Origin of the sequence: Solibacillus sp. FSL W8-0372 (genome assembly GCF_037969735.1) — a bacterium.
Classification (GTDB): domain Bacteria; phylum Bacillota; class Bacilli; order Bacillales_A; family Planococcaceae; genus Solibacillus; species Solibacillus faecavium.
The window spans coordinates 3,141,161-3,161,629 of sequence record NZ_CP150204.1 but is presented as its reverse complement, the minus strand read 5'-3'; the positions used below and the strand labels follow the sequence as shown (position 1 = coordinate 3,161,629).

At 34.0% G+C, this 20,469-nt stretch carries 29 protein-coding genes; 15 read left to right on the top strand and 14 right to left on the bottom strand.

Annotation, left to right across the window (positions count from 1 at the left end):
* Positions 1–36 precede the first annotated feature (36 nt).
* Together MKY13_RS16225 and MKY13_RS16220 are read right to left on the bottom strand one after the other, a co-directional pair.
* Positions 37–1,590, bottom strand: coding sequence for a hypothetical protein (locus MKY13_RS16225; protein WP_339213877.1), 1,554 nt, complete (start codon positions 1,588–1,590; stop codon positions 37–39).
* The gene (locus MKY13_RS16220; RefSeq protein WP_339213875.1) at positions 1,583–2,122 is read right to left on the bottom strand and encodes a sigma-70 family RNA polymerase sigma factor; all 540 of its coding nucleotides are present in this window, start codon (positions 2,120–2,122) and stop codon (positions 1,583–1,585) included. Before MKY13_RS16220 ends, MKY13_RS16225 begins: the two co-directional genes overlap by 8 nt.
* Before the next feature lie 272 nt (positions 2,123–2,394).
* On the opposite strand from MKY13_RS16220, the gene MKY13_RS16215 reads away from it, so the two are divergent.
* Positions 2,395–2,868 (top strand): hypothetical protein, encoded by a 474-nt coding sequence (locus tag MKY13_RS16215; protein WP_339213873.1) that lies wholly within the window; start codon positions 2,395–2,397, stop codon positions 2,866–2,868.
* A 193-nt stretch (positions 2,869–3,061) separates the two neighbouring features.
* Complete coding sequence (locus MKY13_RS16210; protein ID WP_191699663.1) at positions 3,062–3,286, top strand: hypothetical protein; 225 nt, start codon at positions 3,062–3,064, stop codon at positions 3,284–3,286.
* A gap of 139 nt (positions 3,287–3,425) precedes the next feature.
* Here MKY13_RS16210 and MKY13_RS16205 read toward each other — a convergent pair whose 3' ends face one another.
* Complete coding sequence (locus MKY13_RS16205; protein ID WP_339213871.1) at positions 3,426–4,046, bottom strand: hypothetical protein; 621 nt, start codon at positions 4,044–4,046, stop codon at positions 3,426–3,428.
* Between the two features lie 282 nt (positions 4,047–4,328).
* Here MKY13_RS16205 and MKY13_RS16200 point away from each other — a divergent pair, with 282 nt between their 5' ends.
* The 5 genes from MKY13_RS16200 (at position 4,329) to MKY13_RS16180 (ending at position 6,840) form a co-directional block, all read left to right on the top strand.
* Positions 4,329–4,571, top strand: a complete 243-nt coding sequence (locus MKY13_RS16200; protein WP_339213869.1) for a hypothetical protein — start codon at positions 4,329–4,331, stop codon at positions 4,569–4,571.
* Positions 4,572–4,599: 28 nt separating this feature from the next.
* The gene (locus MKY13_RS16195) at positions 4,600–5,526 is read left to right on the top strand and encodes a hypothetical protein (protein WP_339213867.1); all 927 of its coding nucleotides are present in this window, start codon (positions 4,600–4,602) and stop codon (positions 5,524–5,526) included.
* Positions 5,527–5,537: 11 nt separating this feature from the next.
* Positions 5,538–5,714 carry a tRNA U-34 5-methylaminomethyl-2-thiouridine biosynthesis protein gene (locus MKY13_RS16190; protein ID WP_339213865.1) on the top strand — a complete coding sequence of 59 codons (177 nt, stop codon included), beginning with the start codon at positions 5,538–5,540 and terminating at the stop codon, positions 5,712–5,714.
* A 132-nt stretch (positions 5,715–5,846) separates the two neighbouring features.
* Positions 5,847–6,239: a DUF5412 domain-containing protein gene (locus MKY13_RS16185; protein WP_339213863.1), complete on the top strand. Its 393-nt coding sequence runs from the start codon at positions 5,847–5,849 to the stop codon at positions 6,237–6,239.
* Positions 6,240–6,378: 139 nt separating this feature from the next.
* Positions 6,379–6,840 (top strand): GNAT family protein, encoded by a 462-nt coding sequence (locus MKY13_RS16180; protein WP_339213861.1) that lies wholly within the window; start codon positions 6,379–6,381, stop codon positions 6,838–6,840.
* Between the two features lie 99 nt (positions 6,841–6,939).
* Here MKY13_RS16180 and MKY13_RS16175 read toward each other — a convergent pair whose 3' ends face one another.
* Entirely contained in the window at positions 6,940–7,974 is a 1,035-nt protein-coding gene (locus MKY13_RS16175; RefSeq protein ID WP_339213859.1) for a DUF4179 domain-containing protein, read from the bottom strand.
* Entirely contained in the window at positions 7,961–8,524 is a 564-nt protein-coding gene (locus MKY13_RS16170) for an RNA polymerase sigma factor (RefSeq protein ID WP_339213857.1), read from the bottom strand. The genes MKY13_RS16175 and MKY13_RS16170 overlap by 14 nt, the downstream gene beginning before the upstream one ends.
* A 248-nt stretch (positions 8,525–8,772) precedes the next feature.
* On the opposite strand from MKY13_RS16170, the gene MKY13_RS16165 reads away from it, so the two are divergent.
* Both MKY13_RS16165 and MKY13_RS16160 read left to right on the top strand, forming a co-directional pair.
* Positions 8,773–9,351, top strand: a complete 579-nt coding sequence (locus MKY13_RS16165; RefSeq protein ID WP_191699671.1) for a TetR/AcrR family transcriptional regulator — start codon at positions 8,773–8,775, stop codon at positions 9,349–9,351.
* A gap of 59 nt (positions 9,352–9,410) precedes the next feature.
* Complete coding sequence (locus tag MKY13_RS16160) at positions 9,411–10,640, top strand: MFS transporter (protein WP_339213855.1); 1,230 nt, start codon at positions 9,411–9,413, stop codon at positions 10,638–10,640.
* Positions 10,641–10,648: 8 nt separating this feature from the next.
* On the opposite strand, the gene MKY13_RS16155 is transcribed toward MKY13_RS16160, so the two are convergent.
* Both MKY13_RS16155 and MKY13_RS16150 read right to left on the bottom strand, forming a co-directional pair.
* Positions 10,649–10,816 carry a TetR-like C-terminal domain-containing protein gene (locus tag MKY13_RS16155; RefSeq protein WP_339213853.1) on the bottom strand — a complete coding sequence of 56 codons (168 nt, stop codon included), beginning with the start codon at positions 10,814–10,816 and terminating at the stop codon, positions 10,649–10,651.
* A gap of 31 nt (positions 10,817–10,847) precedes the next feature.
* On the bottom strand, positions 10,848–11,045 hold the full coding sequence (locus MKY13_RS16150) for an ABC transporter (protein WP_339213851.1): 198 nt from the start codon (positions 11,043–11,045) through the stop codon (positions 10,848–10,850).
* Between the two features lie 150 nt (positions 11,046–11,195).
* On the opposite strand from MKY13_RS16150, the gene MKY13_RS16145 reads away from it, so the two are divergent.
* Entirely contained in the window at positions 11,196–11,885 is a 690-nt protein-coding gene (locus MKY13_RS16145) for a hypothetical protein (RefSeq protein ID WP_339213849.1), read from the top strand.
* Between the two features lie 85 nt (positions 11,886–11,970).
* On the opposite strand, the gene MKY13_RS16140 is transcribed toward MKY13_RS16145, so the two are convergent.
* Both MKY13_RS16140 and MKY13_RS16135 read right to left on the bottom strand, forming a co-directional pair.
* Positions 11,971–13,443, bottom strand: coding sequence for an S-layer homology domain-containing protein (locus tag MKY13_RS16140; RefSeq protein WP_339213847.1), 1,473 nt, complete (start codon positions 13,441–13,443; stop codon positions 11,971–11,973).
* 116 nt (positions 13,444–13,559) lie between these two features.
* Complete coding sequence (locus MKY13_RS16135) at positions 13,560–13,850, bottom strand: DUF5316 domain-containing protein (RefSeq protein WP_339213845.1); 291 nt, start codon at positions 13,848–13,850, stop codon at positions 13,560–13,562.
* A 207-nt stretch (positions 13,851–14,057) separates the two neighbouring features.
* Between MKY13_RS16135 and MKY13_RS16130 the strand changes: the two genes are divergently transcribed.
* A complete protein-coding gene (locus MKY13_RS16130; RefSeq protein ID WP_339213843.1) occupies positions 14,058–14,828 on the top strand; it encodes a MerR family transcriptional regulator in 771 nt (256 codons plus the stop codon).
* Between the two features lie 89 nt (positions 14,829–14,917).
* Here the strand turns inward: MKY13_RS16130 and MKY13_RS16125 are convergent, their stop codons facing one another.
* Positions 14,918–15,121: a hypothetical protein gene (locus MKY13_RS16125; protein WP_339213841.1), complete on the bottom strand. Its 204-nt coding sequence runs from the start codon at positions 15,119–15,121 to the stop codon at positions 14,918–14,920.
* Between the two features lie 438 nt (positions 15,122–15,559).
* Here MKY13_RS16125 and MKY13_RS16120 point away from each other — a divergent pair, with 438 nt between their 5' ends.
* Complete coding sequence (locus MKY13_RS16120) at positions 15,560–15,922, top strand: DUF2294 domain-containing protein (protein ID WP_191705379.1); 363 nt, start codon at positions 15,560–15,562, stop codon at positions 15,920–15,922.
* A gap of 89 nt (positions 15,923–16,011) precedes the next feature.
* Complete coding sequence (locus MKY13_RS16115; RefSeq protein WP_191705380.1) at positions 16,012–16,194, top strand: multidrug transporter; 183 nt, start codon at positions 16,012–16,014, stop codon at positions 16,192–16,194.
* Between the two features lie 127 nt (positions 16,195–16,321).
* On the opposite strand, the gene MKY13_RS16110 is transcribed toward MKY13_RS16115, so the two are convergent.
* Positions 16,322–16,522 carry a hypothetical protein gene (locus MKY13_RS16110; RefSeq protein WP_339213838.1) on the bottom strand — a complete coding sequence of 67 codons (201 nt, stop codon included), beginning with the start codon at positions 16,520–16,522 and terminating at the stop codon, positions 16,322–16,324.
* Positions 16,523–16,706: 184 nt separating this feature from the next.
* Between MKY13_RS16110 and MKY13_RS16105 the strand changes: the two genes are divergently transcribed.
* Together MKY13_RS16105 and MKY13_RS16100 are read left to right on the top strand one after the other, a co-directional pair.
* Positions 16,707–17,282 carry a hypothetical protein gene (locus MKY13_RS16105; protein WP_339213836.1) on the top strand — a complete coding sequence of 192 codons (576 nt, stop codon included), beginning with the start codon at positions 16,707–16,709 and terminating at the stop codon, positions 17,280–17,282.
* 260 nt (positions 17,283–17,542) lie between these two features.
* Positions 17,543–18,175: a hypothetical protein gene (locus MKY13_RS16100; protein ID WP_339213834.1), complete on the top strand. Its 633-nt coding sequence runs from the start codon at positions 17,543–17,545 to the stop codon at positions 18,173–18,175.
* A 64-nt stretch (positions 18,176–18,239) separates the two neighbouring features.
* Here the strand turns inward: MKY13_RS16100 and MKY13_RS16095 are convergent, their stop codons facing one another.
* From MKY13_RS16095 to MKY13_RS16085, 3 genes are all read right to left on the bottom strand, one after another.
* The gene (locus MKY13_RS16095) at positions 18,240–18,428 is read right to left on the bottom strand and encodes a hypothetical protein (RefSeq protein ID WP_191705382.1); all 189 of its coding nucleotides are present in this window, start codon (positions 18,426–18,428) and stop codon (positions 18,240–18,242) included.
* A gap of 274 nt (positions 18,429–18,702) precedes the next feature.
* The gene (locus tag MKY13_RS16090; protein WP_339213831.1) at positions 18,703–19,785 is read right to left on the bottom strand and encodes a DUF4179 domain-containing protein; all 1,083 of its coding nucleotides are present in this window, start codon (positions 19,783–19,785) and stop codon (positions 18,703–18,705) included.
* Positions 19,782–20,306, bottom strand: a complete 525-nt coding sequence (locus MKY13_RS16085) for a sigma-70 family RNA polymerase sigma factor (protein ID WP_339216962.1) — start codon at positions 20,304–20,306, stop codon at positions 19,782–19,784. The genes MKY13_RS16090 and MKY13_RS16085 overlap by 4 nt, the downstream gene beginning before the upstream one ends.
* Positions 20,307–20,469 lie beyond the last annotated feature (163 nt).

Below are 20,469 nucleotides of genomic sequence, written 5' to 3'. Positions count from 1 at the left end.
CAGCCTTCTTTTTGATAATTCCAGGCAGCTATTATCCTACTTACTAGGGGTAAAAGATTCTAATAAAGCCTTCGTTTCTTCGAGTGTTATTTTTTGACTCACGACCTCATATATATAATCACCTTTCATACCTATAAATTTGGCGCCTAAAACATCTTTTATTTCATAGCTTTTCCACTCAATGCCGTTTAATGTAAAGGTTTCTAGTTGCGCTCCCGTTTCCTTATTAAAATCAGTCGAAGAACGAATAAAGGAATCCTCATGATAAGCGCGTACGTACACTACTCCCGTTTCATTTTTGGGAATATACGTAAGGTAAGCGTGGTTGAAGTTTTTATATTTTTCATAGCCTGCTGAGAATAGTTCAAGATCGGGATGAGTAAATTCATACAAGAAAGGCAGGTCCTTTCGAAGTAAATTTACCACAGCCTCTGTATCTTCTTTAAAAGTGTCTGCATAATCTACAACTTCTATTTCTGCTTCTCTTGGATCAAGATCAGGCTTTTTCCCGTAAGGAACAAAAGGTTTATAGCCATCTAAATTTGGTACAAAATCTTGAGGATCAATAGGTATATTCACTTCCAAACTTTCAGGATGGAGATAGCCTGTAAGTTGACCGTCCGTATCATACGTTTCGTATTGAACTAAGATTCCAGTATCTTTATCTACCCAAAAGCGAAAAGTGTCAGTCGTTCTTTTCATTTGGAATCTATTTATTACTTGCTCATCCATTTTTCCATATAAAACAATGGTATTATGACCTAACAATTCTTCGTTTTGTTTTTCTATGTCCCAAAGCTCTGTATTTCTTAAGTAACTTGCCGTGATTTCATAGGGAAACAAAGACATGCCGCCAGGGGCAATTTCCGGGCTTTCCCTAAAATTGGCCTTATCTGAATAAATGTCTTTCAATTCTAAATTAAACGCTTCCTCTGGTGTTATCGGATCTCGTGTAGGTTTAGATTGATAGTCATGAACGAAATATGTTTTATTTACACTTTCTTTATGCCAGCGCTTTTCTTCATTATAAATAAATTCGTTTATCATTTCCGCATACCCCATTAACTCTTCATCAAATTGAGAGGTACTTTTCTGATAGCCACCAATTACATTTTTTATACTTACTTTGTACTCAGTCACGCTCTTGCTATCTGAGTCGTCATAATATTTGGCATAATCTTCAAATTTACCGGCAGCTGTGTAAAAATAATCCACCGTATTTAAAAGCTTGCTAACCACATCTTCTTTTGTCATCTCTTCGTATGATTCCTCTTGTGCGGGAGGCGTATAGATGTTGGTTTCATCTTTTGATCCTGGTGGAACATCTCCCTTGTTGTTATTTAAACCTGCCGTTTGCTCCTCACGTGAAAAAATTTCCAACTCACTTGCAATATAATAACTTGTGCCTAAAAAAAACAAACACGCTACAGTTATTGGCAACAAATAATTCAATATTGGCTTGATATGGCGCTTCTTTTTTCTTTTGTATATAACTTGCCTTACGTTTTCTTTCTGTTTCGTATCGAAGTGAATGTCCTTTAACACAGTTTTGTTCATAGTCTCTACGATTTGTTTAAACATGTCATCCATGTTTGATGCTCCCTTCTAGTAACTTTTTTAACAAGAGGCGCGCCCTATGTAATCGAGACTTTATCGTTTGTATACTCAAATTTAATAAATCTGATATTTGGTTATATGACAATTCTTCATAGTAATATAAAATAATTACTTCTCGATACTTCACGGGTAAGGAAAGTATTTTTTCTGCAACTAATCGCCTTTCCTCTAGACCGACTAATTCCATTTCAGGTGATTTATTTGTACTCTTTATTTTTGTGAAAAATTCAGTAAGTACGATATTTTTAAAAGACCAGCTCCTTAACTTATCTTTACATAGATTCACCGTAATACGGTATAACCATGTTTTATAAGTAGATTCATTCCTAAAGTTGTCTAAGTTCTCGAAGCACTTAATAAATACTTCTTGCGCAATATCTTCTGATAGTTGCTTCTGCTTAGTATAAGTAAATGCTAAACGAGCTATATTTTGGCCGTATTCATTCATCAACCATTCAATTCTCTCCTCTTTATTTAACTCACTTACTTCTACTTGTTCTAGCACTCGTTCAAGCATCCTCCTCACCCTTTCAATTATTAGACGGAGCAAATCTAATTTGGTTGTAAAAAAATTACTGTTGTGAAATATTAAAACATATTGACCTCTCTGAGGGTAGGGGGCGGAAATAGAGGAAGAAATTCCGCTTTAGGGTTTCAGGTTTTTCTTTTGATTTCAGGTGCTTTCCTGGGATAAAAGGATTGCCCCTTTTTGGCTTTTTATGAAGGGCTATCAAAGTAAGATAGAGAATAACCATAAAAAGTCAGTGGGAGGTATTTATGTTGAAAAAAAGAATCCTTTTAATCTTCGCAGTAATTTTATCGGTAGCAATTGCAGGCTGTAAGGAAGAGGAGTCCATTGGAAAAAATGAAAAAGTAATTAAAAACAATTGGAATGAAAGTTCACTTTTTGAATCAGGCGGTTACACAATGATTGGAGAAGAAGGTCGATTAGGTTTTATTTACGATGATAGCGAAGTAGTAAGGTTCTATCCTGATAAAGAGCAAAAGTACATGTGGCATTTTTGGGGGGAAGAACAAGAGTTAGAAGGAGAACTAAAAGTTGTAGCCACACATGAAAATGAAGATGAAGAAATCCTTGTGACCAATGGCGGACTAGGTGGTGCTAATAATGGCGCAGACAAACACGTCCCATCTAACATGTCGTTACCTAAAAGTGGAATATGGAAGTTAGATGCTTATATAGGGGAAAGCCTATTTGGAAGTGTATATGTGAAAGTTCATGAGAAGTAATTTAGATTTGTTTGAAATTTGCTGTGAAATATAGTTAGCTAATAGAGGATATCCTTTTTTATACAAAAGGGTATCCTTTTAATTTTTATCCAAAAAATGCATACTTCAATTTTTGTATGGAAAATTTATGGTAAAATAAATTGATAGATTGTTAACAAATGTGCTTAAACAAACGAGACAAGGGGGATCGAAGTTGAAAATTATTAAAATCATCCTTGCTTTAGCTGCAATGGGAATATCAGCATATGGCTTAATTACAAAAGATTTTTCGTATGGTCCAATATCATCATTACTACTTGGTATTTTCCTTGCACTTATTGCAATAGAGGAGTTTAAAACGAAAGGTAAAAATAGCTGGGCAATATTTTTTATGCCCGTATCTTTGATCATTATCGTGATGGCTCTTTTTAGTTTCTAACTACATTTAGAAGATATTTTCTACTATTCAGTGTTAAGTCGCGAAGTGTAATGTCTTAGTACAATTAATTTAATACTACATCAAAAAACGCTCAGAAATCTGAACGTTTATACTTGCCGTCAACCGAACCTATTATCTTTTAAAAAAAGCTGTAAGACACTTTTCCAAGATTATTTTTTTTAATGATTTTAAAAAAGTAAAGGCTGCTAATTATTAAAAATAGCCAATAGATAACAGTGTAGGATAACAAGAATGAATTTATATTTCCGTTAATCCAAAACGATACTATGGATAAAGGAAATATAAGAAAAGCAATCGTAGGAGGTATGAGCTTTACCGTCTTGATCTCTAGCTTTCTCCAGTTCTTTTTCAACATCAAATAAATGGAAGCGAAAACCAATACAGCTAAACCAAGAGTGAAAAAAGCTGGTTCTATGAAACCTTTGAGGATGGGGTTCATTAAGTAAACAGCACCGATTAACCACATGGATGACACAACAGATAAGAATGTTACGGATTTCGGACTTTGTTCATATGTCTGTAAATAATCTTCTGCTAATTGTTGAGGCTTTTTAAACTTAGAGAGTACATACTTCTCCGCTTCTTGCCTGTCTTTACCATTATGGATTTCATTTTGTATTTCTCTATTCAAGTGATCTTCTATTTCATGTAATATCGGCTTTATTTCTTCTCGAGGAACACCAGTTAAGTTTTCCTTCAAGGTTTCTAGGTATTCGTTTACATTATTTTCTCTCATCATTCTCAGCATCTCCTCTCAAATTTACAGCAAAAAGTCATGAAAAATATGAAGTATTTCTGCCAAAACTCGTTGTTCTGCTTCTGATAATTGATAATATTTTCTCCGTACACCATCTTCGGGGGTACCCCAATCATATGACACTCACATATAGGAGTCAAAGATATATGTAGTTTGCGTGTTGGGCGAAAGGTATGGGTTAATATATTTGGGTAATGTTGATTTGGGAAGTTTTTACTTAATTTGTTTTTATAGAATAATAAAAAATCGGAAGGAGTGGAATATATGAACAAACGTGGAACTGGGGTTGCTTTTATAGCGATAGCTGCATTGTTATTTTCTGCCAAATATATAAGTGCAGCAATCTTTGGTTCGGGTGTTTTAAGTTGGAACGAGGAATTATTTAATGCCATGCTAACCAATGTAGGAATCCCTTTAAATGTAGGGAGCATCATTGCTTTAATAATAGGTATAGCATACTTAGCCTGGGGAGAATATGAAGAGTTTAAAAGTAAAAGCAATAATTAATAGCTAAAGAAAAGGTTGGTGGAAGAAAATGAAATCAATACTCAAAATACCGATGAAGCCAATTGCTAATCTGAAAGAAGAGCTAAAAAAAATGATGCCTCAATCAATTGCACTTGGACATGATAACGATGTATTTGTTCTACTGAGGGAAGAGCAAATCCCACTAATTGGTGGTTCCTTCCCTGCAACTGTTACGGAAAAAAGCTATAGATATCAAGTCATTCATTTAAAAGATGGACAAAAGAAAGTGCTGGATTTGCCAGAAGAGAAATGGAATTATCATTACATACAGCCGATTGATAACGGACACATTCTCCTTGTAGGTGCGCGGTCGTATTACCATGATGCTCAAAATATTGAAGAGAACGCACGAGTCTATAATGAAAATGGGCAATTTATCCGATCATTTTGTTTAGGGGATGGTATAGAGCATGTGTACGTAACAAAGAATCAAGAGATTTGGACAGGATACTTTGATGAAGGAGTTTTCGGCAATTACGGTTGGAAGGAACCAATTGGCAGCAGCGGGTTAGTTGGCTGGGACGCGTCGGGTGGTAAGATGGATTCGCTTGAAGAGGATAAGGAATATTATATTTTTGAGTGTTTGGCGTTGAATGATGTACCTAATGAAGGTATTTGGTTTTTCTTTAGCGTGGAATCGATGGTTGGTGTACGGAAAGAAGGCGTCACAAAGTATTATTCAACTGAAGATATGTTTTTTAATGCATTTGCGGTAAAAGGGGAGACAATCGTTGCGTACAAAGGGAGAGGGGAACATGCATTTTTTGAGTTACAACGTGAAGGCAATGGGTATAAGACGGTCCGTAAACTCGAACTGATGAAACCAAATGGTAAGCCTCTCGAACCGCAATTAGTGAATAACCGGGAGAATAAGCTGCTGTTTTTGGACGGCAACGAGCTATATATGTATGAATTGGAAAGTAAAGTATTGTGAGGAGGGATGATATGAAAACTATACTTGGATTAATACTGGGTTCTTTAGCGGGATGGCTTATATGGGGGTATTTTACGAATGATTTCTCTGTAGAAAGACTCTTCATGTTTTTAATGGGTATCATTTTAGGATACATATTTGGCAGAAGTAATCCAAAAAAAGAAAGAAACAAAATGATAAATTCATAACTGTACTGCAATCGGGGGCTTTCTTTGAAATAAGGAAAGGCTCTTTTTTTGGGGAACTAAATAAAATTAAAAAAGTCTACAGTAAAAGGAATTATTTAACTTTTCAACGAAATAACAAAAGGGGTGTGTTTTATGAATGCTAACTCAACGATAAAAAGGCCAAAGCGAAAAAAGATTGTTAAAATTTCATTGGTTTTTAGCTTTTTAATTATAGGGTTTATTGGATATGGAGTTTATTGGGCATTTTTCGATATGAACAGGCTGCCCACTGGTAAATATCTTACGGAAGAAACCTCCCCTGATGGTACATATACTTTAAAAGCCTATATATCGAGCCCAAGTTTAAGTGCTGATGCTGTAAGAGGTGAATTAGTATTTAATGAACGTAATGGCAAAACAAAAAATATCTACTGGAATTATCGAGAATCAACAGCCAAAATTGAGTGGTTAGATAATAAAACAGTAGTAATTAATGGGCACACTCTTGAAGTTCCTAATGGCAAATTCGATTTCCGTAAACAATAAAATCTATTAAATAGCATGTTGCGAAGTTGAAATGAAATGCACTCAAAACGTTGTTTAGTCACTTAATTCTAAAATTATTGCAATATTCAAAACATGAAGTTAAAATAGGAACATAGGTTCTCATTTGGAGGCGCTAATCATGGAATTACAATCATTCAATCAATCATACCAACATTTAATTAACGAATATCAATTAGTTGAAAGCCAGCTAAAATTTACAGGACATCCACGTGAATGTGTAAAACTAGCAAGTAATAGTAGAACGCCTATATTAGCGATCGTTGAAGGAAAGCTTGTAACATATTTTGATTTACATCAGCAGGAAGGAATAGCACCATATTCGGATAATTGTAATGCGATTTTAGTACGTGCTTTTTCAACAGAGGTTAATGAACAAGGGAAAGGCTATGCAAAGCAGGCATTGCAGTTACTACCCGCATATGTACAAGAGAATTTCCCTCATATTAATGAAATCGTACTTGCTGTTAATGTTGCAAATACTGCTGCCCAAAATCTTTATAAGAAGTGTGGTTTTAAGGATTACGGTGTGCGCCGTCAAGGGCCTAAGGGTGAATTAATTGTGATGAGCTTCTTATTCTAAGAGGATTAGTGAGATCAGCAATCAGGGCGATTCAAAAGTAACTTTAAATAGAAAAAGAGCAACGCCATAAAATGAAGTTGCTCTAATGTTTGTAAGTATTTAAAATTGAAAATCCTTGCCGTTCTTGTCTTGGATAATTAACTCATAACCTTGATTGTCTGTCTTTATTTTTACTTCTTCACTATTTAGGAATTCAGTAATTCTTTCATGAATTTTGTTTACTGCCTCTTTTGCTTCAGTATGCGATGTGTTCATGTTCAGCTTGATGGTAATAGATACTTTTTCAGGTTTGAAGGTATAACGAATGTCATCTACCCGGTACTCTTTTTTCAGGTATAATTCTTCTTCAATACTCGTAATGACGGGCATCCACTTTGTTTCAAGCTCCTCAACTGAAACATCTTTAGTTATAATGTGTACACTTTTCAATGAACCGTTTGATTCCAGAAATTCATTCGCTACCGTATTAATTTCTGCTTTCTTAGCTTCATCAGTAACCGGTATATATACTTTGATGATAGGCGAGTATGCGTTAACATCCAAAATCGTATAGCCTGCTACTTGCAACTCCGACTTCAACTTTTCGCCTATTTCGGCCCTTTGATTAAATATTTCAGCTAGCACAGGTGATATTTCATTCGTCTCAGAAATCGTTAACTCGTAGTTATCATAACCTCTTTTTTCCAAAACTCCCGACAAAATAGCTAAAACATTGTCTTCTTCTTGATTGACGTATTCTTCTGTTCCTTTTAGCTGTATGTCAAAAAGTGTCATATCCTCCCATCTGCTCATACCGACTCCTGTCGTGTTATATCCTTCTTTCTCCAATACTTCTGTAATTACTATTTGGATCGGTTTTTGGAATACTTGTCCTACATAAGGGATTTTTGAAACCATTTCCGCCATAGTTGGATTCAAAAATGCAGAAGCCGTTAGGACACTAAGGCTGATCACCGCTGCAACTGCAAACTGGAACTTCCTCCAACTTCTTTTTCTTTCTTTTGTTTTTACGAAATCCACTTTCATTACCGACTCTTCCTTAATATTTTTCGCAAATGTATATAAGGAAGATGGTGCCTGGATTGTTTCCATCTCTTCTTGAATCTCTTTCTTCATTGAGTCATCGATTTTCATGTGAATTCACCCCTATAAACTGATTTTCAATCAATCTTTTTTTCAAAGCGTTTCGTGCTCTGCGAAGGTGGGATTTGACCGTCGAAGTTTTCAGTCCCAGCAAATCTGATATTTCCTGTATAGCGTGGTCTTGGTAATAGTAGAGGATGAGGACATTTCGATAGTCCCTGTTGTCGAGGGATAGTATGCCTTTTTTAAGTTCATTTTCGGTTTCCTCTTTTAGCACGCTTTCCATGACGCCAAGTTTTTCTCTCCCTATATCAATTTCAAGCGGAGTTTCCTTCAGACGGTCATTTTTTCTCCATGCATCTATTGAGCGGAGGGAGACGAGTTTATAGAACCAAGTATTGAAATAAGTGATTTCTTTTCCACTCATGATGTTGCGGTACGCCTCAATCAGTGCATTTTGAACAACCTCTTCAGCCTGTTCTTTCGATTTGAGGATACTGAAACTGGTCCTGTATCCCTTATCGATCAAGGGGTTTACAAGTTGAGCAAAAGCTTCATCCTCACCGTTTCGAATTCGTGTCATCAGTGTTTCTTGTTCCATTAGGATAACCCCCTTTTTTGTTTTTACCTTATAGGCGATGGCGGAGGAGCTTAGGATGCAATAATATGGAAATTAAAAAGAAAAAGAGCTGGTTTATGAACAGCTCGCCTTTCGAATGAAATAAAGGTCTGTTTCAAAATTTAATTAATATTATTTTACAGCACTACTGGTTTTTATTTACAAAATATGTTTTATGTAGTAGATTTAATAAAAAGATTGATTAATCAATCAAAAGTAGGTGGGACAAAATGAAAAAGACAATTGAAGAAAAGCGAAAAGATGTTTTAGAGGTGGCGACTAAATTATTCGCAGAAAAAGGATACGAAGCTACGACAATGGCTGAAATTGCTAAGCTTGCAAACGTAGGGTTTGGGACAGTGGCTACATATTTTGAGAACAAAGAAAATTTACTATTAAAATGTGTTGAGGAACCTATGGCAGATTTTTTGGAGGAGGTATTAAGATTTAATACGCAACCGAACGATTATCAAGAGGAAATTCATCAAATGACATTGAAGCATTTCCAACTTTTTAGTGAAAAACGTTTATATTTACTGTTATTAATTCATGTGACATCCCAGTGGGAGAAGTATATGAAGCCCTATCTTATTGCGAATAAGGCTGCTCGGGAAATGTCAGATAAATTTGAGCAGTTAATTCAAAATGGTCAGCGAGAAGGGAAGCTTGCAGAGGCAAATGCAAATGTTTTAGCCATTTCATATATATCCCTTTTATTAGGCCTGTTCTTATCTAATACAGATCAATTTTCGGAGAGTGCTTTAAAATTATATGCTGAAAATGCTACGCGTTTATTTGGATTGCAATAAGCAATCCTTTTCTTAAACAATTTATTGATTGATTAATCAATCAAAATAGGGGGCTGTGTATGAATTTCCGAGATTTTAATAGAAGTGTACAAATACGTATTATATTAAAATTTGTTACCGTTATAACAAATACAGCAGTGTTACCGTTTATTGTTTTATATTTTGCGAATGAAATCGGAAGTGTAAAAATAACAATTTTAGCAATAGGAATAGGTGTAATAACTTTATTTGGTGGTTTGCTTGGCGGTCAACTAGCCGATTTAAAAGGGAGAAAATTAACGATTGTTATAGGAGAATCAATGACAGCAGTTGGTTTTATGTTGTTATTGTTAGGACAAATACTGAATGAATACATGATTCTTTTGAGTGTAGTAGCCTTTATTTTAACAAATTTTTTTACAGCCATGGCTTTACCAGGATATAGTGCACTAATATTAGATGAAACGACTAGGGAAAACCGCAAAAGTGTTTATATTTATTCGATGTGGACGTCATACTTAGGGTTTGCAATAGGAAGTTCAATAGGGGGACTTTTATTTGCGGGATATAAAATTTTGCTGTTCACCTTCATCATTATAAGCTCGATCATCACAGTTATTGTAATCATGAAGTGGATTCCCGAAACGCTTCATAAAGCGACACAAGAAACTTCTCTATCAATCAAAGAAGATGAAGGACATTCAATAAATAACTCCATCTGGAAGGTTGTATGGAATAATAAGATTTTACTTTTATTATTATTTTTAGGCTTTGTATTTAGTTTAATGGATCAACAAATTGGTTATTATTTAAGCTTGCATTATTATGATTTATTTGGTGAAGACAGCTATTCTTTATTAGGGTTTTTACGGACAGAAAATACGGTGATTGCCGTGGTATTCCTATTAGTAGTAAAAAAATTATTCGTTCGTTTTAATGAAATGAACGTGGCGTTAACAGGAGGAGTTTTGCTGTTTGTAGGTTATATTTTGCTAAGTATGCTGCAAACGCAACCACAATTATTTAGTGCTATGTTTTTAGCAGCGGTAGGAGAAATATTGCTTTTCCCCGCATTACAGGGCATTTCAGCGAACTTTATTCCAGCATCTTTTAGAGGAAGATATTCAAGTCTAGCAAATAATGTAGGGATGCTAGGAGGCATGTTCGCAGTGACGTTTATGTTACTTCATCCATTAGGATTACCACTTATAGTAACACTTAGTTATCTTATAGTAGGTATATTAACGCTTTTATCGCTATCCATTTTAAAAATAAAAGTTGAGAAAATACAGCAGGAAGAATATGCGTAATTCTTCACTTACAATAAACTCAGCATGCATTTAAATGAAACATTAACTGTTAGGTTGGCTAGAAGTCGAGCTATTTCTTGAGGGAATTCTTTTCTTCTCGTTTCTAGCCATCTTTGTATCACTCCGATAGGTGCCGATGCAAAATACGCAGCTAAATAGTGTTTGGAAACAAGCAAGCTCCCCAAAAGCCCATTATACTTACTTGCACTAGTGCAATGCTTTCTTGAATAGGCGTAAACCAAAGTAAACAAAAGCAAGGAAGCCAATTAACGCAACAAGAATATTTAAAATATTACCAAGAACTCCTCCTAGACCGATTAATTCGAAGAACTCTGAAATGAATCCTAATAATGCTAGCAGCAGCCATATCACACCTGTAAGAAATCCAAGGAAAATGCCATTCATAGAAACACCTCCTTTTCAAAGATTGTTTATTATTATAGTAAGCAGATGCAGTCAATATGATTGGGTTATCTAGATTAAGACTTAAGGCTTATTACAGTCAAAGGTGAATTTGATGAGCAAGTTTTAGTACTAGTAGATCATAGAGAAAATATGGGAAACAGCAGGAATAGAGAAGAACAAATCGCTGCTCACAACTTATATGGAGATTTAGTATACTTAGGAAAAAGTACGGGTTTTACATTAACGATTAAAAGGGTGAGTATGTTGAAATTTAATTATAAAATTATAGGCATAGGATGGGCTATATGCGAAATACAGACAGCAAATGAATCGTTTACTTTTAGAGCGAGTTATCTTTCTGATGCTTTGGGCGATTTGTTAAATGCTTTACTGTCGCTGAATTCTGATATGAATACAGAATCTTATGGCGATGAAACGAATTTTAGTTGGTATCAAGAACCAGGATTAACAGAGTGGCACATCAAAGCGTTTGATATAAAAAGTAACGTTGAAAACCTACACTTTAAAATCAACCAATATGTAGACGACACTGAAAAAGGTGATCCAGAGACTACATCAGCATTTACGTGTAATTATGATGAATTTGTATATTCAGTAGTAGAAAGTTTGGACCGTCTGATGCAAAAATTTGGCTTAGTAGGTTATCGGGCAATATGGCTTGATTCAGATTTTCCAGTGGTCGCCTATTTAAAGTTAAAGCATTACGCTATTCACAAAACAGCATTTCCATTTGTTGATGGAAAAAATGGGACTCTTAAAACAATGACAAGTAGGGACTATGAAATGAAATTGCTCACGACGGATTTAAAAGATTTTTAAAAGGGGGAAGGAGGGGAAAGGGAAATTAGCTTGCAGGTGTACAAATGTACACCTGACCTGACTATTATATCTTTCTTTGTTCCAATTAAGGGTTTCCATGTAGACGCATAACATCGCGCATCAGTTTGTCGTACGCTTCTTGTTTGAATTCAATCGGTTTTAATGGCGCACTCTCAATTATTTTTAACTGATCGGCAGTCGTAATCGTTACGAAATAATGTAGTTTATCATCCAAAAAGGATGGACTACCGATAATTTCTCCTCTTACATCAACAGCATTCGCATAGCCGATATTAAACTGAATCAAATAGTCACTAAACTGTTTAGCAAAATAGCCTGTTTGTAAACTAGCTTGATGCATATAAAGCGGATTATAAAGAATTTTCATTTTTTCTTCATACCAATCGATTGCTTTATTCGCTTCTGTTTTCATTAAATAAGCTAAAAATTGGTTGAGCACTTCTTTATTATTATAGTAAGCATTAATTACAATATTATTTGCCTGCTGATTAGAACCCTTTTTCGGTAAAGTTATATTAAAGCTCGGATTATTATTAGGGTTGTGGAAAAATGATATACCGTTTACATTATCGTACCGTTCATAGTTGGTTGAATTTAACTTCAAGTCTTTCTTTACAAATTGCTCTACTTCATCAGGAGTAGGCATGCTGTAATTGGAATGTTCGGCTATTTTTTTAGCCACATCATCTGAATAATAATATTCATTTTCACCCGTTTTCATTAAATACTTCACTGGTTTTACTTCATAACCTAAAGAGGGTGTCCAACTAGGGAATAATGGATGGATGACATGAGATGGTCTGTTATCACCCATAATTAAGTACTCATAGGCGAGTACAAACCGACGATAATCTTCACTTGTGTAATTTGTCGGTAAAAAGATGTCACCGGTCAACTCAGTTCCTGGCATCTTACCCATTTCTCGCAGTGCACGATAAATAAAAGCAGTGTAATGAGCGCGTGTTAAATACGTGTTTTCACGAAACGTTCCATCTTCATAGCCCGATGTCACATTTGCTTCGTAAAGTGCCGTTATATAAGAATTGTATTTCGAGGATACATCGCGGAACGGATGTTGTCCTGTTGTATCTAATTGATAAGCGGTAGTAATGATTTTCGCCATTTCGCCACGTGTTAATGGAGCATCGGGTTTAATATTACCCTTCTTATCCAGCTCCAATAATCCAGCTTCCATTAATATTTTCATATCATTGTAGTATGCGTTCTTTGTTAATAAATCTTTAGGTGCTTTAAACACGGTTGTTTTCGGCAATGTTTTGACGGTACGCGTAATAAGTGCCGCTGCATGTTTTCGAGACAATGTTTGATTCGGTTTGAACGTACCATCAGGATAACCACTAATAATTCCTTTATCTGCCATCAAGTGAATGATTTCAAAGTTTGGATTCTTTATTGTTACATCTTTAAAAAGTTTTGTATCAGTAGCCGCATCTGTTGTAGTTGGTGCGACGAACACAGGCGTCATTAAAGATAACGACAATGCCATTAATGCGACTTTATTATGTCGTAATTTCATTTTTTATCTCTCCTAAGTGAAGAATTGGTTTGTTGGTAAACTTTTTATTACTAAATACTAATATACTAGTAGAGAAATATAATTTCAATTTTTAACAAAAAAATCCATACATTTTGTTAGTTCAATAAAAAGTAAAACAAAAACGCTACTGCAAAATTTGGAATGGCAATCAATACCGAATGGAAAACAGTACCATTTCTTTGATTTCTATCTTCGACTGATTCAGCAGCTAAGTTAGCCCGCATTCGATCTCCACTTACAAATGCACCTGAAATAAGGAATGAGATTACAATAAAAAACAAGCCAATTCCACCTGTAATAGTAGTAACCATTTCAATATCCCATATCACAATAGATGCTAACGTCCCTATCAGAGCCAGAAGCGTACCAACTAATAAATACTTCATTTTATCCCCCCTAAGAGTTACTACGGCTATGTTTGGAAAAAGTTACAATCATTGAAGTATTTTGTTTCGTTAGTTTTAAAAAACTTAACCCAAAAAAATCGTAGGGAGAACCTAGTGGAACAATATATCATTTTCAAATTTTTCACTTGAACCTCAAGTTGCTTGAGGTTTTATAATAAACTTATACTTTTGTTGGGAGGAATTTTGATGAATAACAATAACAGGTTTTCCATTGGGGAGTTTTCAGAAAAAACAGGAGTACCTATTCCTACTTTACATTACTATGATGAAATTGGTTTATTACGACCAGAAAAGAATCCTGCTTCAGGGCATCGCATTTACAATTACCAAGATATTATAGTATTACAAAAAATTCTAAGTTTAAAATTCCTAGAATATAGTCTGGATGAAATAAAAAATTTATTAAATAAAACAAGCTTTACCGTTGATTTAAAAGAAAGCTTGTCTCTCCATTTTCAAGCTTTAGAAAAACAGAAAAAACAAATCGAACAATCAATGAAATCTATTAATAGAGTAATTAGGTTAATTGAGGAAGAGGGAACAGTGGATAGTAACTTAATACTTAACCTTATTCACGGTATGCGTATTCAACATCTACAAGAAGAATGGATGGATCGCCATATGTTAACGGATATCGCGGAAGAGTTAGAAAAGAAATCGGAAGAAGATAAAATCTCTTTAGATAAAACGATTTTTCAAGTGTCTAAAGAAGTGAAACAATTATATGGTAAACCTGTAGAGGACCCGGAAGTACAAAGAATGATTAAGAACTATGTAGAAGAATTTTTTTCATTTCTTGGTGAGGATTTGATGCAAAAACTCGCTGATAAGAAAATAGAAGGAGAAGTTGATATGCAAGAACTTGAAAATATGACACCTTCTCCATTTACAGAAGATGAACAAAAATGGTTTGATCAAGCGATGGAATATTATATTCAGCAAGAAGAAACGGAATAGATCGGTATCATATTAAAATAACAAATAAAACCTGTATCACTTCGTATGCCCCAATCTATTATGTATTTCAAAGTTGATGGCAAATTGTTTCATTTACTTTTACTTTTTGATGCATGAGGGAGGTTTGCCCAATTAAATATTACAAATGCTAAGAAAACAATTACAATAGCAATTACTGTAAGGGATAAATTTTCCCTCCATCTAATATTTCCACTTGTAAAATATTGACCAACTGTTGCAATAATAAAATATATTATAGGATAAATAAGATAGTATAATTGATTTTTTCTCATATAACCCCTCCACTTATTTCCAATCATACTATTAATAATAAATGAAAATGGGTTAATAAATTTAATTATCTTAAACTTGACAGAGAAATAACTAAGTATTAATATTTTTATATATTGTAAATAGCGTTTTATCCTTAGTTTGGTAGTCAATATTTTGGACATTGGTTATCCATTCAAAAAGGAATTAGAAAAATAATTTTAAATAATAGGTAGACATTTTAGAAAACCTAGATTAGGTTAGTTAAAAGTAAACCGACAATTTTAAAAGTAAATGGTTTGATAGTTGAAACCATTATTTTTGGATTGTCGGTTTTTCGTTTTTTAGAAAAGGTACAGAGAAAAAATATTTATATATGCATATGGGAGAAGCTAGAGGTACCATTGACTATAAAATAAATGTATAACAATTAATTGTGAAGTGGAGGGGTGGAAGTCACGATGGATAAAACAAAAGGTGCTCTTGAAGCCGAAATCAGTAAAGTGTTAACTAATTGGGAGAAAAGTTATCTAGGGCGCGGTTCCGTATCGGTTAAATCAGATATCTTGCGAGATATGGTAGTTGTGGTGTTAGGAGGGGTCTTAACACCTGCCGAATATGCAGTATGCCAAAATAAAGAGGGCCTATTATCAGTCAAAAAAATGCGAAATAGCCTAGTGGAATCTGGTGTAGAAGAAATAAAAGAAGCAATACTTACCATAACAGGTATAGAAGTCGTTAGTTTTTATAGTGATTTGAGTACAATCACTGGGGAACGCATTATGGTTTTTAAGCTTTCAGAGGATTTACAAAGTAAATTATGAGTAACGTAGTAGTGAATTAATAGTCTTCCAGGAAAAGAAAAGATTTATATCCCACATTATAATAGCGGAAAAAGGAGGTTTAAATTGATATGGAAAAGAATAAGACATCAGTACCTCACTTAGATACAAAACTTTACGATAATGAAATCCATCAAAATATAAAGGAAACGATCGCTAAAAATAAAGAAATAATAGAGGAAAATCGCGAAATTACGGAAGTATTGAATTATATATCCTCTAAATTTGCTGACGACTTGAAAAAAACAACATAATAAGTTTTCTTTCGTCCTTAAAAAAAATGTTCCAATAATAAACCGGTAAACGCTGTTACACCAACGTTTACCGGTTTTTCTATTGCCTTCAAACTTTGATTTGGGAATGTTTATTAGATAACAAATATCAACCGGATTCCACTTTTGAAAGTGCGTTTTTGGCTTTATAGACAAAGAATAATAGAATTGTAATGAGCAATAATGTAAATAATACACCTAGAATTTTAAAATCACCAAATACATTATGAAGGAATAAGTCATAATGTAGACTAATTCCGAACGATCTTAAAATAAACGACACCAATAATCCCGTAAGTACTCCTAACAATAACAAAGTATTCGTTTTTATAGTTTTCACCCCCTTTCAAATTACTATAATAGTATGTTTATAAGTAAGGGATATTAGTCCTTTAAAAAAATGAAAATAATATATGCCTTATCTGATAGGTTATTGGTGATTTTGAAACGAAAGCTATGTAACCCCGTCTAATGATAAAAGGAGGAGTGACTAAATGAAAAAAATAACAATAATTTTATCTTTCGTATTTATATCAATTATTTTATTTGGTTGCCAACAAAGTAATGACAAGAAGCTTGATAATGAGGTGTCCTACACGGATAAGCTGGAAACACAGGCCGAAGTCACAGAGGGGGATTTTACCTATCGACTTGTAACCGAGAAAGCAGAGTATAGTGAAAATGAGCCGATAAAAATATATGCAGAACTAGAATATACAGGTGATAAAGGAGAAATTGAAATTTTCCATGCTGCTTCGCCATTTTCTTTTCCAATGGTTGAGACTACAAGAAATTATGAAATTGAATACGCAATGGATATGCCATTATTAAGTAAGACATTAGTTAAGGGAGAACCACTTCGAGGAGAATATGTTGGTAGTGGAGGATATAGTTCCGAAGACCAAAATGAATATCAAGATTTCATGAAACAAATTATGAATAAAGAATTCCCTGCTGGATATTATGTCGTAAATGGTATTGCTGATTTTGATATTAGAGTTTCAGAGGGGACTGAATCAGAGGAAAAGTACCAATTAGAAGCACAGGTAGGATTTAGTGTTATTAATTGAAATCACATTATAGTTATTCAACAATCTGATGCTTTTCTTAAAAAGGAATTGCGCCTTATTCAGCTAAATATCCAATTTCTTGAGTAAGATTTCAAAGAACTTATTTTTTACTCTAAAACATGGGTCTAAAATATTTGTTGGGGATATAGAGTAATGGAGCATTGTTCATAATTTATAAAGAGGATGATTTAAATTAAACTGGAATATTTATAAAGAAGGACATGGGCAATGTTCTATCCCAAAATGAGGGGGGAATGGTTTTGATAAAAAAAGAAGCACCAATACTTAAAACGCATGATCATCGAAAAATTTATAAAGATATATACCAAATCAAACCGGATAAAACTATTATTCAGCAGTTGCCAGAACTTAAGTATGTCTCGCAGCAAATGACAACTTCATATAATATGAACTGGGACGGACGACCTGAACCGATAGATGAAAAGTGGTTGGCTTGGAAAGTTGTGAATCAAATAAAGCAATTTACTAAAAATCAGTTAGATTATAAATTTAAATTAATGCCGCCCGAAATCATCTGGCATGAAGAAAAAGAGAACAAATGGCTAGTCGATCAAATGATGGTCGTCGCGGATTGTGTGACGGATGACATTTATGAGTATGCACTGAATCGAGTAATTAAAAATTTACGTGTAAGTGATTTACCTACACTTACATTTGTGAAAAGTACCCCAATATTATGTGCTCAAAGGTTACATGTAGGTGATTATAAAAAAACAGTGGAAACGCTAGCAGTGCTAAAAGAGGATATAGAAAAACAAGGCTACCGCGTAAAAGGTCCTCACCGTGAAATCTATTTATTGCCTGCAATGGGCTGTTATCCTGCTGAGAAATGTCATACGATTGTAAGGGTAGAGTTAGAAGCCTTGAATTAAAGAAGTAAAAGCGTCATTAAAGTTATATCTAAGTGCAATAAGATAAAACAAAAAACCACTGAGATCATTCTTCAGTGGCCTCTTTTTGTTTCTTTGATTCAAGAATTTTACGGTTTTGCTCTATTATTTCTTTATTCTTCTCTATTGTAACCTTGATGTTTTCAAGCATTTCTTTATCTTCATTACTGCTAGTTTCAGAATTATTCTTTAGGTGTTCATCTAAATGGGATGATCTTGTATCTTTAATAATCATTAAATTCACCTCTCATACTATATTTTTAGTATAAATGATAAAAAGTAACTTTTATATTAAATTTATGTATCATTTTTAAAAAGTAAGTTTATTTTACTCATATGATGGGTAAAAAGTTGCTGTTTTCGGAGAACGAAATAGCTTCTTTTCCAATCTACTACTTCCTGTTCCTGTCCTTTTATGTATTTATTTTTTATAAAATATGTTCTTCTTACTAAAAACACGAAGGAATCAATTTAGATTCCTTCGTATTTTTTATCAGCTTAAATTTAATTTACTGAATTTGAACTTTAATAGGGTCTAACCGAACTTGCTTAGAAGGGCTATCGCTGTTGATTGAACGATAGTTCGCTTTGACTAAATTTCCATCTTTATCTACATCAATTATATCGTTTTCAGTGAGCGTAACAATTGGCGTTAAATAAAGAGCCTTCGCACGAGCATCCAATTGATCGTAAGTAGCAAGCCAATTTTCCGTAAAATCTGTTCGCGCTCCATGATTTAAGCCATTTAAGGAAGTATATTTATTTCCTAAATCATCCTCTATATCTACAGATACGAAAATATTGTCCCATTGATTAGACAGACCGGCTGTAACGCTTGTTTCATATGAAAGAATGAAGGACATTGGAGTGACAGTTAGGTTTTGTGCTGTAAATGTAAGCCCATCTTCCTGTAAGGTTTCATTTACTACAATCGAGTTAGTATCGACTGCAGATAGTTGGAAGTCGAAATTCCAGCTGCCTTCATAAACGGTACCTGAATGGTTAATACCTGTTGAAATGCTCGTAATATCCCATTTCACGTCGATATCAGTTAGCGGGTGACCAGCATAGTGATCAATTGTCATGAGACTAATATATTTTCCTTCCTCGGTTTTTACTAGCTGTTCACTACTTACTAGCCCTGTATCGCCATATATCGGTAAACTATTGATAGCTGGCTTTTCACCTAAATCATTGTCTGTTTCGATTGTGTACGTAAGGAATAGCGTTTTTCCATCGAAAACTCCATCTATAATACTAAGCTTTATGCCATTGCTTTCTTCAACGAGGTGAAGCTTTTTAGCATTTTGTTCATAAGCTACATAGCTACTATTAGAAGTAAATAATTTGAAAATGCTTCCTAGTAAAGGAATATCTTTTGCATAAGTTGTGGTAGAGAGACCTGCAATGGAACCTGTTAGAATGACTAATGCAATAATAGATGCGACTAAATTTCTTTTTCTTTTCTTTTTTACTATTTTACTTTTTAAAGCTTTCGTTACCTTTTTCTTTTCGAATTCAGAGACAGGGGCAAAATCGTCATCAGATAGATCTACGTTAATATCATTTAATAGCTCATAAATATCCTTCAATTGATATTTCCTCCAATCAGATTAATTGCATAATGTTTTAGCTTTTTCTTCCCTCGAGATAAGCGACTGTCGATAGCTGACTTAGAGATTCCAAGTTTCTCGGAAATTTCATCTGATTTCATACCAAGGAAAAGGCGCATTATAATTATTTTTTGGTCAAGTGGATCTAATGTGTGGATATAAGCGAGTATTTCTCTTTTATTTTCAGAAGAAATTATTTGCTCTTCGACGACGTCACTTTGAACAAGCTCAATATCCTCAGTTGGTACTACAGTGTTTTTAACTGTTTTGCGATAATAATCAATCGCTTTAAATTTAGCAATCGAAGCAATCCAATATTTAAAGTTGGTCGTGTCTCCTTTGAATTTACTAGCATGGTTCCAAATGGATAGAAATATATCATTGACGCATTCATCGATTAGCCCGTCATTTTGAAGTGGACTAAGAATTTTTAATGAGATGCCTTTAATGAGTGGCAAATATTGATGGACGATATATTCAAGTGCATCTTCTTTTTCCATTTGGAGGCGTTCAACAAAATTATGTTCATTTGATTTATTCAAAATTAAACCCTCCTATTTTATTGTAAAAGCTTTTACATATAATAAGACGAAATAAAAAATCAAAATTTGCAAAATTAGTAATTTTTACAGATATTATACTCAATGTTTATGGAGAGAATAT

Coding starts and splice junctions, on each gene's coding strand:
- MKY13_RS16225 (WP_339213877.1), bottom strand. CDS start 1,590: ATGGATGACATGTTTAAACAAATCGTAGAGACTATGAACAAAACTGTG.
- MKY13_RS16215 (WP_339213873.1), top strand. CDS start 2,395: ATGTTGAAAAAAAGAATCCTTTTAATCTTCGCAGTAATTTTATCGGTA.
- MKY13_RS16205 (WP_339213871.1), bottom strand. CDS start 4,046: ATGATGAGAGAAAATAATGTAAACGAATACCTAGAAACCTTGAAGGAA.
- MKY13_RS16200 (WP_339213869.1), top strand. CDS start 4,329: ATGAACAAACGTGGAACTGGGGTTGCTTTTATAGCGATAGCTGCATTG.
- MKY13_RS16195 (WP_339213867.1), top strand. CDS start 4,600: ATGAAATCAATACTCAAAATACCGATGAAGCCAATTGCTAATCTGAAA.
- MKY13_RS16190 (WP_339213865.1), top strand. CDS start 5,538: ATGAAAACTATACTTGGATTAATACTGGGTTCTTTAGCGGGATGGCTT.
- MKY13_RS16185 (WP_339213863.1), top strand. CDS start 5,847: ATGAATGCTAACTCAACGATAAAAAGGCCAAAGCGAAAAAAGATTGTT.
- MKY13_RS16180 (WP_339213861.1), top strand. CDS start 6,379: ATGGAATTACAATCATTCAATCAATCATACCAACATTTAATTAACGAA.
- MKY13_RS16175 (WP_339213859.1), bottom strand. CDS start 7,974: ATGAAAATCGATGACTCAATGAAGAAAGAGATTCAAGAAGAGATGGAA.
- MKY13_RS16170 (WP_339213857.1), bottom strand. CDS start 8,524: ATGGAACAAGAAACACTGATGACACGAATTCGAAACGGTGAGGATGAA.
- MKY13_RS16165 (WP_191699671.1), top strand. CDS start 8,773: ATGAAAAAGACAATTGAAGAAAAGCGAAAAGATGTTTTAGAGGTGGCG.
- MKY13_RS16160 (WP_339213855.1), top strand. CDS start 9,411: ATGAATTTCCGAGATTTTAATAGAAGTGTACAAATACGTATTATATTA.
- MKY13_RS16150 (WP_339213851.1), bottom strand. CDS start 11,045: ATGAATGGCATTTTCCTTGGATTTCTTACAGGTGTGATATGGCTGCTG.
- MKY13_RS16145 (WP_339213849.1), top strand. CDS start 11,196: ATGGGAAACAGCAGGAATAGAGAAGAACAAATCGCTGCTCACAACTTA.
- MKY13_RS16140 (WP_339213847.1), bottom strand. CDS start 13,443: ATGAAATTACGACATAATAAAGTCGCATTAATGGCATTGTCGTTATCT.
- MKY13_RS16135 (WP_339213845.1), bottom strand. CDS start 13,850: ATGAAGTATTTATTAGTTGGTACGCTTCTGGCTCTGATAGGGACGTTA.
- MKY13_RS16130 (WP_339213843.1), top strand. CDS start 14,058: ATGAATAACAATAACAGGTTTTCCATTGGGGAGTTTTCAGAAAAAACA.
- MKY13_RS16125 (WP_339213841.1), bottom strand. CDS start 15,121: ATGAGAAAAAATCAATTATACTATCTTATTTATCCTATAATATATTTT.
- MKY13_RS16120 (WP_191705379.1), top strand. CDS start 15,560: ATGGATAAAACAAAAGGTGCTCTTGAAGCCGAAATCAGTAAAGTGTTA.
- MKY13_RS16115 (WP_191705380.1), top strand. CDS start 16,012: ATGGAAAAGAATAAGACATCAGTACCTCACTTAGATACAAAACTTTAC.
- MKY13_RS16105 (WP_339213836.1), top strand. CDS start 16,707: ATGAAAAAAATAACAATAATTTTATCTTTCGTATTTATATCAATTATT.
- MKY13_RS16095 (WP_191705382.1), bottom strand. CDS start 18,428: ATGATTATTAAAGATACAAGATCATCCCATTTAGATGAACACCTAAAG.
- MKY13_RS16085 (WP_339216962.1), bottom strand. CDS start 20,306: ATGGAAAAAGAAGATGCACTTGAATATATCGTCCATCAATATTTGCCA.